General features: G+C 63.3%; 15 protein-coding genes and 1 riboswitch. Of the genes, 10 read left to right on the plus strand and 5 right to left on the minus strand.

Annotated features, from left to right (window positions below):
* Window positions 1-130: 130 nt before the first annotated feature.
* Window positions 131-340, minus strand: a riboswitch (cobalamin riboswitch).
* 37 nt (window positions 341-377) lie between these two features.
* Complete coding sequence (locus J1C52_RS01115; RefSeq protein ID WP_227426073.1) at window positions 378-1046, minus strand: thiamine diphosphokinase; 669 nt, start codon at window positions 1044-1046, stop codon at window positions 378-380.
* A 137-nt stretch (window positions 1047-1183) separates the two neighbouring features.
* Here J1C52_RS01115 and J1C52_RS01120 point away from each other — a divergent pair, with 137 nt between their 5' ends.
* Window positions 1184-3385 (plus strand): hypothetical protein, encoded by a 2202-nt coding sequence (locus tag J1C52_RS01120; RefSeq protein WP_227426074.1) that lies wholly within the window; start codon window positions 1184-1186, stop codon window positions 3383-3385.
* Window positions 3386-3454: 69 nt separating this feature from the next.
* Here the strand turns inward: J1C52_RS01120 and J1C52_RS01125 are convergent, their stop codons facing one another.
* Together J1C52_RS01125 and J1C52_RS01130 are read right to left on the minus strand one after the other, a co-directional pair.
* The gene (locus J1C52_RS01125) at window positions 3455-3679 is read right to left on the minus strand and encodes a DUF2842 domain-containing protein (RefSeq protein ID WP_227426075.1); all 225 of its coding nucleotides are present in this window, start codon (window positions 3677-3679) and stop codon (window positions 3455-3457) included.
* Window positions 3679-4971: an adenylosuccinate synthase gene (locus J1C52_RS01130; RefSeq protein WP_227426076.1), complete on the minus strand. Its 1293-nt coding sequence runs from the start codon at window positions 4969-4971 to the stop codon at window positions 3679-3681. The genes J1C52_RS01125 and J1C52_RS01130 overlap by 1 nt, the downstream gene beginning before the upstream one ends.
* A gap of 153 nt (window positions 4972-5124) precedes the next feature.
* Here J1C52_RS01130 and secG point away from each other — a divergent pair, with 153 nt between their 5' ends.
* The 4 genes from secG (at window position 5125) to J1C52_RS01150 (ending at window position 8531) form a co-directional block, all read left to right on the plus strand.
* The gene (gene secG, locus J1C52_RS01135) at window positions 5125-5487 is read left to right on the plus strand and encodes a preprotein translocase subunit SecG (RefSeq protein ID WP_227426077.1); all 363 of its coding nucleotides are present in this window, start codon (window positions 5125-5127) and stop codon (window positions 5485-5487) included.
* A gap of 117 nt (window positions 5488-5604) precedes the next feature.
* Window positions 5605-7248, plus strand: a complete 1644-nt coding sequence (locus J1C52_RS01140; protein ID WP_227426078.1) for a CTP synthase — start codon at window positions 5605-5607, stop codon at window positions 7246-7248.
* Window positions 7249-7324: 76 nt separating this feature from the next.
* Window positions 7325-7789: a RidA family protein gene (locus tag J1C52_RS01145; protein WP_227426079.1), complete on the plus strand. Its 465-nt coding sequence runs from the start codon at window positions 7325-7327 to the stop codon at window positions 7787-7789.
* Window positions 7782-8531 (plus strand): glycerophosphodiester phosphodiesterase family protein, encoded by a 750-nt coding sequence (locus J1C52_RS01150; protein WP_227426080.1) that lies wholly within the window; start codon window positions 7782-7784, stop codon window positions 8529-8531. The genes J1C52_RS01145 and J1C52_RS01150 overlap by 8 nt, the downstream gene beginning before the upstream one ends.
* On the opposite strand, the gene J1C52_RS01155 is transcribed toward J1C52_RS01150, so the two are convergent.
* On the minus strand, window positions 8519-9136 hold the full coding sequence (locus J1C52_RS01155) for a TetR/AcrR family transcriptional regulator (protein ID WP_227426081.1): 618 nt from the start codon (window positions 9134-9136) through the stop codon (window positions 8519-8521). The genes J1C52_RS01150 and J1C52_RS01155 overlap by 13 nt on opposite strands.
* A 98-nt stretch (window positions 9137-9234) precedes the next feature.
* Between J1C52_RS01155 and J1C52_RS01160 the strand changes: the two genes are divergently transcribed.
* The 5 genes from J1C52_RS01160 to J1C52_RS01180 all read left to right on the plus strand — a co-directional run bounded on the left by J1C52_RS01160 (window position 9235) and on the right by J1C52_RS01180 (window position 13261).
* Window positions 9235-10164 (plus strand): AEC family transporter, encoded by a 930-nt coding sequence (locus J1C52_RS01160; RefSeq protein ID WP_227426082.1) that lies wholly within the window; start codon window positions 9235-9237, stop codon window positions 10162-10164.
* Window positions 10165-10179: 15 nt separating this feature from the next.
* Window positions 10180-11010 carry an S-formylglutathione hydrolase gene (fghA, locus tag J1C52_RS01165; RefSeq protein ID WP_227426083.1) on the plus strand — a complete coding sequence of 277 codons (831 nt, stop codon included), beginning with the start codon at window positions 10180-10182 and terminating at the stop codon, window positions 11008-11010.
* 97 nt (window positions 11011-11107) lie between these two features.
* On the plus strand, window positions 11108-12028 hold the full coding sequence (locus J1C52_RS01170) for an ornithine cyclodeaminase family protein (protein WP_227426084.1): 921 nt from the start codon (window positions 11108-11110) through the stop codon (window positions 12026-12028).
* A 70-nt stretch (window positions 12029-12098) separates the two neighbouring features.
* Entirely contained in the window at window positions 12099-12410 is a 312-nt protein-coding gene (locus J1C52_RS01175) for an H-NS family nucleoid-associated regulatory protein (protein WP_227426085.1), read from the plus strand.
* On the plus strand, window positions 12407-13261 hold the full coding sequence (locus tag J1C52_RS01180; protein WP_227426086.1) for a YihY/virulence factor BrkB family protein: 855 nt from the start codon (window positions 12407-12409) through the stop codon (window positions 13259-13261). Before J1C52_RS01175 ends, J1C52_RS01180 begins: the two co-directional genes overlap by 4 nt.
* Here the strand turns inward: J1C52_RS01180 and map are convergent.
* On the minus strand, window positions 13206-14090 hold the full coding sequence (gene map, locus J1C52_RS01185) for a type I methionyl aminopeptidase (RefSeq protein WP_227426087.1): 885 nt from the start codon (window positions 14088-14090) through the stop codon (window positions 13206-13208). The two genes, J1C52_RS01180 and map, sit on opposite strands and share 56 nt — an antisense overlap.
* Window positions 14091-14157 lie beyond the last annotated feature (67 nt).

A 14157-nucleotide genomic window follows, 5' to 3' on the forward strand; every position in this document is an offset into this window, starting at 1 on the left:
TCTACACCTATGCGTGGACCGCTGGCGCGGCCCGGTCGTCAGAATTGTCGGCGGGTGCAGAACGCACCGCAGACGGCGAAAGGTGTCACCGCTACGGTCAGACCGTTACCCGCAGCGCCGCCCGCGCCGGGATAGGGTGAGCACTTTGGCAGGTCTCCTGACTTGCGGGTCGATGCTTTGCCGGGCCTTCCCGTGGATCAATCCACAGTGGCATATGCCGGCATCGCTCACCGCTTACAGTTGCGGGGGCAGTCGCGGATTTGCGGCCAGATCGGCCGCGCACCGCGTTCCCATTTTAACCGGGGGCGAATGTCCCCGGACCAAAGCAGTTCCGGCTTTAGGCGCTTCCCCGAGTCGGCGCAACTGTTTTTCTGGACTTACCAGTCGGGCGCACTAATCACCGCGTCCAAGGTCGCGCCAAGCGCGCGGCGCTCCAACATCAGCAGCATTTTGGGGGCCGACACCGTCAATTCCAGCCTGTCGCCCGCCATGCGGTTCGACGTGCCGATCCGCCCGTCAGGCGCGAAATCGATCCCGTCAATCGGCCAGTGCAACCCGCGCGATTGCCCCGTCACCGGCCCCATGGGCACCAGCGACACGGGCGCATCTTGGGGCAGGCGCATCTCCAGCCGGGGTGGGAGCAGCAAGCAAATATCCTGTGGCCCGACCAGCAGCACCCGCGCGCGGCCATGCTGCACAAGCGACGCCATGGCGGCAAAGGTATGGTCCAGCCGCGCCCCCAGAAACCCCACCCCCAGTAGGAAAGGCGCGTCGATAGAGCGCAGGCATTTGTCCAGGTCGGTGCTGTCCTGCTCGGGGATATGGTGCACCCGCGCGCCCAGACGGTCGCGCAACTCTGGGCGGATCGAATCAAGATCGCCGATCACCGCGCGGGGGGTGTGGCCCATGTCATCTAGGTGATTGGCCCCACCGTCGGCAGCCACCAGATCGGGGGCCAAAGCCAGCGCTTCGCCAAGTGCCGCTGCGTCGAAACCCGCCCCGCCCACCAGCGTGACACCAGACTGTGTTTGGAAAATCGGGGGCAATAGGCTACTTTCCGAATGCGGCACGGGGCTTGGGGGTTGGTCATAAACAGATCATCAAAAAACCCAAGTTCAAACATGTAATCGCTTTGCTGATCCGCAATCTTCGGGAAATGTGCAGTTAAATTAAGAGCGATGTGATGGTTGGTCCAAACAAGATACTTACCGTGTCCTACGGCACGTTTTCGTGCACGCTGGAGGGGTTTGACGAACCTTTCGGCACCATGCAGGCAATCGCGGAATATTTCCGCGACCTGGCGGCGCAAGACCGCTATTTCGGGGCCGAACCGCCGACCCCGGATGCCGAAATGCTGCATCGCATTGCCGAGCGCGAGGTCAAGCGCCGGGTGGAATCGCAGGTTCAGGAAAACGGGATCGTGCTGCGCCAGCAGTCAGAGTCCGTTGCCCCTGCATTGACGGCAGCCCCTGCACAACCGCAGACCGGCCCGTCGCTGGCCGAGCTTGCGAAGTCGAGCGTTGCCTCTGCGGCCATGATGGCCGCCGCTGGTGGCGCACAGGCACAGACCGATGCCGTGCCCGCCGAAGTCTCGGACAAGCTGGCGCGCATCCGTGCCGCCGTGGCCAAGTCGGAAACCGGCCCGGACACGGACACCGCACAGACCGATATGGCAGCGCCCGAGATGCCCGTCGAGACACCCGACACAGCACAGGTCACAGGCAATGACAGCGCAGAGCTGGAAGACACGCTGGCCGGGCTGATGTCTGACGACGCCATGGCATTCGACCCCGACGCGTTCAAGACGGCGCAGGACGACATGCCCGATTTCGTCGAAGACGCGTTGTCGGACGAGATGGATGTGCAACCGGCCGCAGAAGATGCGCCGCAGCCGCGTCCCGTGGCAGAGGCAGCGGATGACGACGACGAGTTCGACGATTTCGGCCTGTTCGACGAGGATGACGACGACACCGTCGCCGCCGAAAGCGCGCAGTCCGCGACCGAAGACGCCGCGCCTGTCATGGCCCAAGCCATGGACGATGAAGAAAACGACAGTTTCGCCGATGAGATAGCGCAGGACGCCCCGCAACTGGCCGAAGCCGCGCCCGACATGGCAGAGTCGGCACCGGCTGCCACCCTCGCCGCTGAAGAGTTCGGCGACGAGGACGATTTCGAGGCTGAGCTGGCCCGCGAGCTGGAAGATGCCGAGCGTCTGGAAGCAGAGCGTCATTCCATCGAAAGCCTGCGCAGCGAAATCCGCGAAGTACTAGGCGCGACCGGTTTGCCGGGCGGGTCCGAAGCCGCGCTGGTGGAAGAGCTTGCCGAAATCGAACAGGAAGCGGTCATCAAGCACCCGCATTTCAACCGCAAGGCCAAGAAGCGCATTCCCGGCGACACCGACGCCACCGCCGAGCGCCTGCTGGAAACCGCGAAATCGGAACTGGGCGAGCGCGAATCGGCGCGCCGTCGCGAAACCTTCGAGCATATCAAGGTCGCCGTCGCCGCAACCCGCGCCGAAGAGATCGTCGAAGGGCCGCGCCGCCGCGACATCGAACAGGACCGCGAGATCGACAAGTATCGCGCGGGCATGGACACCCCTGCCCCGCTGGAACCTGCCCTTGCCAAGGCCGAGCTTCTGGCGAAGGCGAAAGGTCCGAGCTTTGCAGAGATGCCAGACGAAGCTTGGGACGAGCTGGAGGATGAGGACGACCTCGTCGCCGAAGCCCCGGCTGCCGCCCCGCAGCCCGAGCCCGTGGCAGACCCCGAACCCGCGCCGCAGCCCGTGGTCGCACGCCGCCCCGCGCCGGTCGCGCCCAAGACCGAACGCCCGGCCCCCGCCCCGGCAGAGCCTGTCGCGGCGGACCCGGCTGACGCGCTGGCCCCGCGCCCGCGCCGCCCCGCGATGGCGGGCGAGCGCCGCACGGAGCGCCCGCAGCCCGGTCGCACGCCGCTGGTGCTGGTCTCAGAGCAGCGCGTCGATGAGATGCCCGCATCCGACGGCCCGATCCGCCCGCGCCGCGTGCGCAGCGGCCAGAACGTAGAAGCCATCGTGGCCGAGGCCGAGAAAGCCCCGATCCCGGCGGAAACCGTGGCCGCGTTCAAAGCCTTTGCCGATGACGTGGATGCGTGGTTGCTGGACGACCAGATCGAAGCCGCCGCGGCCTATTCCACCCATATCCTTGGGCAGGACGAATTCTCGCGCCCCGAGCTGATGAGCTTTGTTCTGGCCTATAACGAGGGCAAGGAAGTCAGCCGCGAGGACATGCTGCGCGGCTTTGGCACGCTTCTGCGCGAGGGCCGTCTGGAACGTGGCAACGCGGGCAATTTCCGCCTTGCCCCGGCTTCGGAATATGACGAGCCCGCGCGCAAATACGCCCAGCGCTAAGCCCGCACACCATGACATGAAAAAGCCCCGGCAATCGCGCCGGGGCTTTTTTCTTGGCCAAAGGGCCAATCAGTCTTTCGGCGCGTCCGGGTCGGGCTGGCCCACACCCATGAACAGCTTTTTCAGCGGGAAGGCCCAGACGATCCCCAACACGACATAGATGACGAGTTCCACCAGGAAGGGCGGGCGGTCGAACATCTCGACCACGTTGACCGTGACCACGATGTAAAGCGGCAATGCCACCACAAGGGCCAGAATGGACCAGCGTTTGCGGGCTTTGTAGGATAGGGCCATCAATCCTCGAAAGGGTCAGTTACCAAGATCGTGTCTTCGCGTTCCGGTGACGTGGAAAGTAGTGCGACCGGGCAGCCGATCAACTCTTCCACGCGGCGGACATATTTGATCGCGTTCGCAGGCAGATCGGCCCAGGACCGCGCGCCTTCGGTCGATTCGGACCAGCCCGGCATCTCTTCATAGACGGGCGTGCAGCGCGCCTGCGCCTCGGCGGCGGTGGGCAGGTAATCCATGACCTGACCGTCCAGCTCGTAGCCCACGCAGATTTTCAGCGTCTCGAACCCGTCCAGCACATCCAGCTTTGTCAGCGCAATGCCGTTCACGCCCGATGTGGCACAGGTCTGGCGCACAAGGCAGGCATCGAACCAGCCGCAGCGGCGCTTGCGGCCCGTGGTGGTGCCAAACTCATGCCCGCGCTCGCCCAAGCGCTGGCCGTCGGCATCTTCCAGCTCTGTCGGGAACGGGCCTTCGCCCACGCGGGTGGTGTAGGCTTTGACAATGCCCAGCACAAAGTCGATGGCACCGGGGCCAACGCCCACCCCCGTCGCCGCCTGCCCCGCGATCACGTTGGACGAGGTGACAAAGGGATAGGTGCCGAAATCCACGTCCAGCAAAGCCCCTTGCGCTCCTTCGAACAGGATGCGCTTGCCCGCGCGGCGCTTGTCGCTGAGAACCTTCCAGACGGGGGCCGCGAAGGGCAGGATTTGCGGCGCGATCTCTCGCAGGCTGGCCAGCAGCGCGGCGCGGTCGATCGGTTCCAGCCCCAAGCCACGGCGCAGCGCGTCATGGTGGACAAGCGCGCGATCCACGCGCAATTCCAACGTGGCGTCATCGGCCAGATCGGCCACGCGGATCACGCGGCGGCCGACCTTGTCCTCGTAGGCCGGGCCGATTCCGCGCCCTGTGGTGCCGATTTTCGCGACCGAGTTCTGGCTTTCGCGGGCGCGGTCCAATTCGCCATGGAACGGCAGGATCAGCGGTGTGTTTTCCGCGATCATCAGGGTTTCGGGCGTGATCTCTACACCTTGGGCGCGGATGGTTTCGATTTCCTTGACCAGGTGCCACGGGTCCAGCACCACGCCATTGCCGATAACCGACAGCTTGCCGCCGCGCACCACGCCAGAGGGCAGCGCGTGCAGCTTGTAGACCTTGCCGTCAATGACCAGCGTGTGCCCGGCATTGTGACCGCCTTGAAAGCGCGCCACCACATCGGCGCGTTCCGACAACCAATCGACGATCTTGCCCTTGCCTTCGTCGCCCCATTGAGCGCCGACCACGACAACATTGGCCATTCCCGGACCCTTCCTTGCTGAAACCGATCCGGTCTTACCCTGTCCTGACGGCACGGAAAACCCGAAACTGAGGCTTTTGCCCTTGCGATGCGGGGTTGCAGGCAGCTTTCGCAACCCCTAAGTAGGCCCGATAACCGAAGAGCGGGTTTCCTGATGCAAAATGTCGTGCTAATCGTTCATCTTCTGCTGGCGCTGTCCTTGATCGGCGTCGTGCTGGTGCAGCGCTCCGAAGGGGGCGGTCTGGGCATTGGCGGTGGCGATGGCAATCCGCAAGCCGGTCGCCCGCCGCTGACGGCGATGGCCAAGCTGACATGGGGTCTGGCGATTGCCTTTATCTGCACCTCGCTGTTCCTGACGGTTCTGGCAGCCCAGCAATCGGCCAGCACTTCGGTTTTGGACCGCCTTGGCGTGCCCGCCCCGGCAGAGGCACCGGCAGCGCCAGAGTTGCCCGCAGGCGACTCGCTGTTGCCGCCCAGCCTGACCGACGATTCGCTGGCCCCGCCCCCGGCTGACTAAGCCACTGCCGCTTGCGGGCGGGCCAGTTCTCGGGTAAGGCATAACTCCCGTGAAGGTGTGCCGTCTTGCGCGCCGATTTCCAATTCTGACACTTCACGGGGAGGTCCGAGCAGACCCATGGCGCGTTATATTTTCATTACCGGTGGTGTCGTCTCCAGCCTTGGCAAGGGGCTTGCCTCTGCGGCGCTGGGTGCCTTGCTGCAAGCGCGCGGCTTTACCGTGCGGCTGCGCAAGCTTGACCCCTATCTGAACGTGGACCCCGGCACCATGTCGCCGTTCGAGCATGGCGAAGTGTTCGTGACCGATGATGGCGCGGAAACGGACCTGGACCTTGGCCATTACGAGCGGTTCACCGGCGTTGCCGCGCGGCGCACCGATTCGGTGTCATCGGGGCGGATTTACTCGAACGTGCTGGAAAAGGAACGGCGCGGCGATTACCTGGGCCGCACCATTCAGGTCATTCCGCATGTGACCAATGAAATCAAGGACTTCTTGGCCGTGGGCGAGGATGAGGTCGATTTCATGCTGTGTGAAATCGGCGGCACGGTGGGCGACATCGAAGGTCTGCCCTTCTTCGAGGCGATCCGCCAGTTCAGCCATGAACGCCCGCGCGATCAGTGCATCTTCATGCATCTGACGCTGCTGCCCTATCTGGCGGCGTCGGGCGAGTTGAAGACGAAACCGACCCAGCACTCGGTCAAGGAATTGCAGAGCATCGGCATCGCGCCCGATGTGCTCGTCTGCCGGTCCGAGCATCCGATCCCGGAAAAGGAACGCGGCAAGATCGCGCTGTTCTGTAACGTGCGGCCCGAAGCGGTCATTCCGGCCTATGACCTGTCGTCAATCTATGAAGCGCCCTTGGCCTATCACGAGGCCGGTCTGGACCAAGCCGTGCTCGACGCGTTCGGCATCAACCCTGCCCCGCGCCCGCAGCTGGACCGCTGGCACGATGTGATGGACCGCTTGCAGCACCCCGAGGGCGAGGTGCGCATCGCCATCGTGGGCAAATATGTGCAGCTCGAGGACGCGTATAAATCCATCAAGGAAGCCTTGGTGCATGGCGGTATCGCCAACCGCGTCAAGGTGCAGGTGGATTGGATCGACGCCGAGGTGTTCGACAGCGAAGACCCGTCCGCCGCACTGGAGCCATATCACGCCATTCTGGTGCCCGGCGGCTTTGGCGAGCGCGGCACCGAAGGCAAGATCCGCGCCGCGACTTACGCCCGCGAGAAGAAGATCCCCTATTTCGGCATCTGTCTGGGGATGCAGATGGCCTGCATCGAAGCCGCCCGCAACTTGGCGGGCATTGACGATGCCGGGTCAGAGGAATTCGACCATGAAGCGGGCAAAAAGCGTTTTACGCCCGTCGTTTACCACCTGAAAGAATGGGTGCAGGGCAACCACAAGGTGGAACGCAAGGTCGGCGACGACAAAGGCGGCACCATGCGGCTGGGGGCGTATAACGCGAATCTGCTGGAAGGGTCGCGCGTGGCCGAGATTTATGGCACCACCCGGATCGAGGAACGCCACCGCCACCGCTACGAGGTCGATACCAAGTTCCGCAAGGCGCTGGAGGAGAAGGGGCTGACCTTCTCGGGCCTGTCGCCCGATGGCAGCCTGCCAGAGATCGTGGAATATGCAGATCATCCGTGGTTCATCGGGGTGCAGTTCCACCCGGAACTGAAATCGAAACCCTTCGACCCGCACCCGCTTTTCGCCGATTTCGTGCGCGCGGCGGTGGACGTGTCGCGGCTGGTCTAGGCTGCGACGGGATTCCCCCTTTCGCGCGCGCGCTATTCGGGCATAGTGCGGATAAAGCATATGCCCGGAGGTTCCCATGCCCAATGCCATCGAAGCCCGCATCGCCGAACTTGGCCTGACCCTGCCCGACGCGCCCGCGCCTGCGGCGAATTACGTCCCGTTTGTGCAAAGCGGGCCGTTGGTGTTCATCTCTGGCCAGATTTCCAGCGGGCCGGATGGGCTGATCTGCGGCACACTGGGGGCAGATACCTCTGTCGAAGAGGGCGTGAACGCCGCCCGTGCCTGTGGGCTTGCGCTGATCGCGCAGTTGCGCGCGGCCTGCGGGGGCGATCTGACCCGCGTGAAGCGCGTGGTCAAGCTGACGGGCTTCGTGAATTGCACCGCCGATTTCACCGATCAGCCCAAGGTCGTGAATGGCTGCTCGGACCTGATGGTGTCGGTCTTTGGCGAAGCGGGCCGCCACGCACGCGCCGCCGTGGGCGCGCCCAGCCTGCCCTTGGGCGTGGCGGTCGAAATCGAAGGCATATTCGAGATTGCCTGACCTGCCCCCCGGTTTCCTGACACGCCCGATCGCACATCGTGCGTTGCACGGGCGTGCCGGGCCGGAAAACTCGCGCGCGGCCATCGCGGCGGCTGTGTCAGCCGGGTACGCGATAGAGATCGACCTGCAAGCCAGCCGCGACGGCGTGGCGATGGTGTTCCATGACGCCCATCTGGAACGATTGACCCGCGCCAAGGGCGATGTCGCCTTCCGCACACGGGCCGAGTTGACCCGGCTGCGCCTGCGCAACACGTCCGAGCGTATCCCCACCCTGCGAGAGGTTTTGGCACTGGTCGCGGGCCGTGTGCCCTTGTTGATAGAGGTGAAGGACCAAAGCCACATACTTGGCCCCATAGACGGACGGCTGGAAGCGGATACCGCCAAGGCGCTGGCCGATTATGCCGGCCCGGTCGCGGTCATGTCCTTCAACCCCTACAGCATGGCGGCCATGGCACGGCTTGCGCCCGACCTGCCGCGCGGGCTTGTCACCTGCGCCTTCGCATCCGAAGACTGGCCCGGTGTGCCAGAGGAACGCCTGGCAGAGCTTGCAACGCTCGACGCGGTGGCAGAGGTCGGCGCGTGTTTCATCTCGCATGACAGGCGGGCGCTGGACATGCCGCAGGTAGCGCGCCTGAAGGCCGCGGGCCTGCCCGTGCTGTGCTGGACCATCCGCAGCCCCGCGCAAGAGGCCGAGGCGCGACACGTCGCCCAGAACATCACCTTCGAAGGCTATACCCCGTAGCGCGCCATGAACGTGGCGACTGCCCCGTCCAACACGCGCTCGATCTCTGCATCGGTGAAACTATACTGGACCCCGCAGATCATCCGGTCGCTGATCGTGGTCTGGCACAGTTGAAAGAACTGGTCGGCGGCAAGGTCGATATCATCCACCCGCAGCACGCCGCGCGCCGTCGCATCGCGCAGGTACGCGCCGAAACACGCACGCCCCAGTTCCGGCCCGCCTTCGTAAAAGGCGCGGCCGATTTCGGGAAAGCGCGGGGTCTCGGACACGCAAATGCGATACATTGCCAGCGCGAAATCCGATGTCAGGTAATCCAGCATCCGCCGCCCCGCATCGTGCAGCGCGCGCGCAGGCGGCAGTTGGCTGTCGGTCAATTCCACTGCAGACTCGGCCAGTTTCAGCATCTCGGCGCGATACATGGCCGTGAACAACTCGCGCTTGTCGCTGAAATAGCTGTAAAGCGTGGCTTTCGACACGCCCGCCGTGCGCGCGATTTCATCCATGCTGGCACGCTCGTAGCCCTGCACCACGAAGACCGCGCGCGCGCCATCCAGCACCTGGCGCACCTTGCGCCCCTGCGGAATGCCGATTTCGGCCACGGTCATGTGTTCTGCTGTCATGCTACACAGATAGGGGCTTGCAGCGCCCAAGGGAAGCGGTTCCGCTAGCGAGGGCGCAAGCTGCATGTTAACAGGTTCAGGACATGTTGACGATCTTTCTGGAAACCTTGCCCTTTTTCGCCCTGATCGGCCTTGGCCTTGGGGCGGCACGGTTTGGCTTTTTCCCGGCAGAGGCCACGGGCTACCTGACCAAGTTCGTCTTTTACTTCGCGCTGTCGGCGCTGCTGTTCGGGTTTTCGGCCAATCTGGGACTGCATGAAATCTGGCAACCGCGCGTGATCGCGGCCTATTTGCTGGCCTGCCTGACGGTTTATCTGGCGGTCATGGTCATCGCGTTCCTGCGCCGCGCCAGCCTGTCAGAGGCCACGATAGAGGCGCAATGCGGGATCATCGGCAATACCGGCTTCATGGGTCTGCCCATGCTTGCGCTGCTGTTGGGGCCGCAATCGGTGCCCTTCATGCTGATTATCCTGTCTGTGGATCTGGTCGTCTTCTCGTCGCTGTTCACCATGATGATAACGCTCGCCCGCCAAGGCCAGATCGACCGCGCCTTGCCCGTGAAACTGCTGGGCGCGGTCGCGCGCAACCCGATGGTGGTGGCCATGGTGCTGGGGCTGACATGGGCCAGCACCGGGCTGACGCTGCCCGCGCCGGTGAATGACACGCTGACGCTGTTGGGGGCGGCCGCCACGCCCGGCGCGCTGTTTGCCATCGGCGCCTCGTTGGCCGACAAGCGGGTCGAACGCCTGGGCATTGTCACCTGGCTGACCTTCGTCAAGCTGGGGCTGCACCCGGCGGTGGTGGCGGTGTTCGCGCTGGTTGTGTTCCGGCTGGACCCGATTGCCAGCGCCGTGCTGATCGCGGGCGCGTCCTTGCCCGTGGCGGGCAACGTGTTCATCTTGGCGCAGCATTACAACACGGGGCCGCAGCGCGTCTCGGCCACCATTCTTGTTTCGACCCTTGTCAGCATGGCCACGATCCCGCTGGTCGTGGCATGGGTCGGCACCTTCTAGACCTTGGAGAGTAATATGGAAACCATCTCGGAAAACAGGTGTTTCGGCGGGGTGCAGGGCGTATACCGGCACCCATCGCGCGCGACCGGCTGCGACATGACCTTTGGCCTGTTCCTGCCGGCAGAGGCCGCGCTGCACCCGGTGCCGCTGCTGTGGTATCTGTCGGGGCTGACCTGCACGCATGAAAACGCCATGACCAAGGCGGGGCTACAGGCCCATGCCGCCGCGCATGGTTTGGCCGTGGTCTTTCCCGATACCAGCCCGCGCGGGCCGGACGTGGCCGATGATGACGCTTACGACCTTGGCCAAGGCGCGGGGTTCTATGTGAACGCAACCCAAGCGCCATGGGCACCGCATTTCCGCATGTGGGATTATATCGCCGACGAATTGCCCCGCGTGCTGTTTGCCAATTTCGCGCTGGAAGAGGATCGCCAAGCCATTACCGGGCATTCCATGGGCGGGCATGGCGCATTGACCATGGCAATGCGGTTGAAGGGGCGGTTTGCCTCTGCCTCTGCCTTCGCGCCGATTGCCAACCCCACCGCAAGCGATTGGGGGCGCAAACAACTGACGGCCTATCTGGGCGCGGACGAAGCGGCATGGGCTGCGCATGATTCAACCCTGCTCATGCAAAACGGCGGCTTCGACGGAGAGCTTCTGATCGACCAAGGCGCGTCGGACCAGTTCTTGCACCTGCTGCGCCCCGAAGTCTTGGCGAATGCCATGGCCGCCACGCGCCAGCCCGGAAGTTTCCGAATGCAGAAGGGCTACGATCACAGCTATTTCTTCGTTTCGACCTTCGCAGGCGCGCATGTCGCCTTTCATGCAGAGGCCTTGGCGCGATAAAACCAAGACGCCAAACAGGAATTGCAGTCACCCAGTTTATGCAATTCCTGTTTGAGCTTTTTGAACAAGCGGCACGCGAAACGTGTAAAGGTGCGGCATGACCCCAATTTTCATCGGTCCTGATATAGAGCCACGGCTTGACTGGATCGCCCTTCTCTCCGCGTTAGAGGAAGGGCATAAGCTGCCCAAGGCCAGCATCACCGACAGTTTCCTCTATCGCGGGAAAGACACGCTTTTATCGCGCGCGGCTTGGATTGACGGCCTTGGCTCGCTGGTCAAAACCGCGACCATCTTTCCCGAAAACGCGGCGCAGGGTGTTCCCAATGTAAACGGTGCGGCGGCCTTGTTTTCGGACAGGACCGGCGAATTGGCGGCGATGGTCGATTTTCACCTGTTGACCAAGTGGAAAACCGCGGGTGACAGTTTGTTTGCGGCCAGCAAACTGGCGCGCTCTGACAGCCGCAAGATCACGCTCTTGGGTGCGGGCGCGGTATCACGCAGTATGTACGAAGCCTATTCTTCGCTGTTTCCCGAAGCGCAATTCACCATCTGGAACCGCAGCCCCCAAGCCGCGATTGAGATGGCGCAAAGCCTGCCGCATTGCGTTGCCAGTAACGATTTGCAAGCGGCCGTTTCACAGGCCGACATAGTATGTAGTGCCACCATGAGCACCGAGCCGCTGCTGCGCGGCGACTGGTTGCGCCCCGGTCAGCATATCGACCTGATCGGCGCTTTTCGCCCCGATATGCGAGAGGCCGATGACACCGCGATGAAACGCGCAGCGCTGTTCGTCGATAGTTTCGATACCACGCTGGACCATATCGGTGAGCTGAAAATTCCGCTGGAACAGGGTGTAATTGAGCGTGCCGACATTCTGGCCGATTTTTATGGTGTCGCAGATGGCAGCTTTTCACGCCCCTCGCCAGATGCGATAACCATTTGCAAAAATGGTGGCGGCGCGCATCTGGATTTGATGACAAGCTGCTATATTCTGGAGACATGGGCACGCTATAATTAAGTTAGATTTTTCTTGCATAATGCGCAGAAATAAAGCACATGCAGGAAAAGCCGATATTAGGGATAGTGCCATGATCGACCTAGAAACGCTCTCACTGGCAGAGTTGAAAAAGCTGCAAAAGGATGTGGCGAAAGCCATCGACACTTATGAAGAGCGCGAGTTGAAAGCTGCCGCCGCCGAGGCAGAGGCGCTTTTGCGCGAGCGCGGCTTCTCATTGGCGCAGATCGTGGAAATGGGTGTGACAAAACCCCGCGCCAAGGTCGCACCGAAATATGCTAACCCCGCCGACCCCTCCCAGACATGGACCGGGCGCGGGCGCAAGCCGCTTTGGGTGGTCGATGCGCTGGCCGCGGGCAAATCGCTTGACGATCTGGCTATTTGACGGCGCTCCGCGATAGCGCGCGGTTCCTATGGAACCTGCACCGCGTCAGTGACCAGCGCAATATCGGGCTGATCGCGGCGGGCGTTGCGTTTTTCGCTCTGCTGGCCGTCTTTCCGGGGTTGGCGGCGTTGATCGCCATTTTCGGGCTATTCGCCGATCCGCTGGTCATTCAGGACCAATTGGCGCTGATGGCCGACCTCATGCCACCTGCCGCGCATGTGCTGCTGACCAATCAAGTCACCCGGCTGGTCTGGGCAGGCGAAGGCGCGCTGGGTGTGACCACGCTTCTGTCGGTGACGGTTGCGCTGTTTCTGGCACGCCGGGGCGTGGATGCGCTGCTGAAAGGGTTGAACGCGGTCTATGGCGGGCGCAAACGTTCCGGGGTTGCACAGGCGGGTGCGGTGCTGGTCATCACGCTGGGCATGGTGCTGGCCGGGATCGTGGCGCTTCTGGCCATACTGGTGCTGCCGGTGGTGCTGGCCTTTTTCCCCTTGGGCGGCTTGGCGGGCTGGCTGGCACTCGTCGGGCGCTGGGGCGTGGCGCTGGGGATGATCGCGCTGTGGCTTTGGGTGTTCTACCGCATCGGCCCCAACCGCCCCAAATCGCGGCTGTGGCCGGGGCTGCTGACGGCGCTTGTGCTCTGGGTCGCAGCCTCTGCCGGGTTCTCGCTCTATATCGGGAATTTCGGCAGCTATAACGAGGTGTATGGCTCCATCGGGGCGGTCGTCGCCCTGCTGATGTGGTTCTACCTGTCGGCCTATGTCGTGCTGTTGGGCGGCGTGGTGAACGCACTGCTTACCGCTGTGCCGCCCGCCATGTCGGATGAAACCGCCCAGCCGGAGAGCTTGTAAATATCTCGACCCCGGTTTCGGTCACGCCGACAGAGTGTTCAAACTGTGCCGAGAGTGACTTGTCGCGTGTCACCGCCGTCCAGTCATCCGACAGCACGCGCGTGTCGGGCTTGCCAAGGTTCACCATGGGTTCGATGGTAAAGAACATGCCCGGCTCCAGCACCGGGCCACGCCCCGCACGGCCGTAATGCAGCACATTGGGCGGCGCGTGAAACACCTGCCCCAGACCGTGCCCACAGAAATCGCGCACCACCGACATGCGCTGGCTTTCGACATAGGCCTGAATGGCGTTGCCAATGTCGCCAAAGGTATTGCCGGGGCGCACGGCTTCGATGCCCAACATCAGCGCGTCATAGGTGACCTGGATCAGCTTTTCGGCGCGCGGTTTCAGGGTGCCCGCGACATACATGCGCGAGGTATCGCCAAACCAGCCATCCACGATGACGGTCACGTCGATATTCAGAATGTCGCCATCGCGCAGCACGTCATCGGGGCGGCGCTTGTCCAGATCGCGCGAGATGGTTTCGTCCTTGCCCATCGGCACGCCCGCACCGGGAATGCCGTGGCACACGACATGATTGACCGAAATGCAGCTTGCGTGCTTGTAGCCGCGATAGCCGATCGTCGCCGATGTCGCGCCCGCCGCCTTGACCCGCTCTTCGATCAGCCGGTCGATTTCGCCGGTGCGCTGCCCCGGATACACATGCTCGACCATGTCATCTAGGATACGCGCCGCAAGCGCGCCCGCCTTGCGCATCCCGTCGAAGTCTTCGGGGCGGTGCAGGCGAATGCCATCTGCGGTCGTGGTGCCGAGAAACGTGTCTTCCAAACTAGCCTCCAGTCGGTTGGCGCAAGTATAATGCCGCGAGGGGGCGAATGCCAGACACCGGCGGGGA

It is taken from the genome of Roseibaca sp. Y0-43 (genome assembly GCF_020667835.1).
GTDB lineage: Bacteria > Pseudomonadota > Alphaproteobacteria > Rhodobacterales > Rhodobacteraceae > Roseinatronobacter.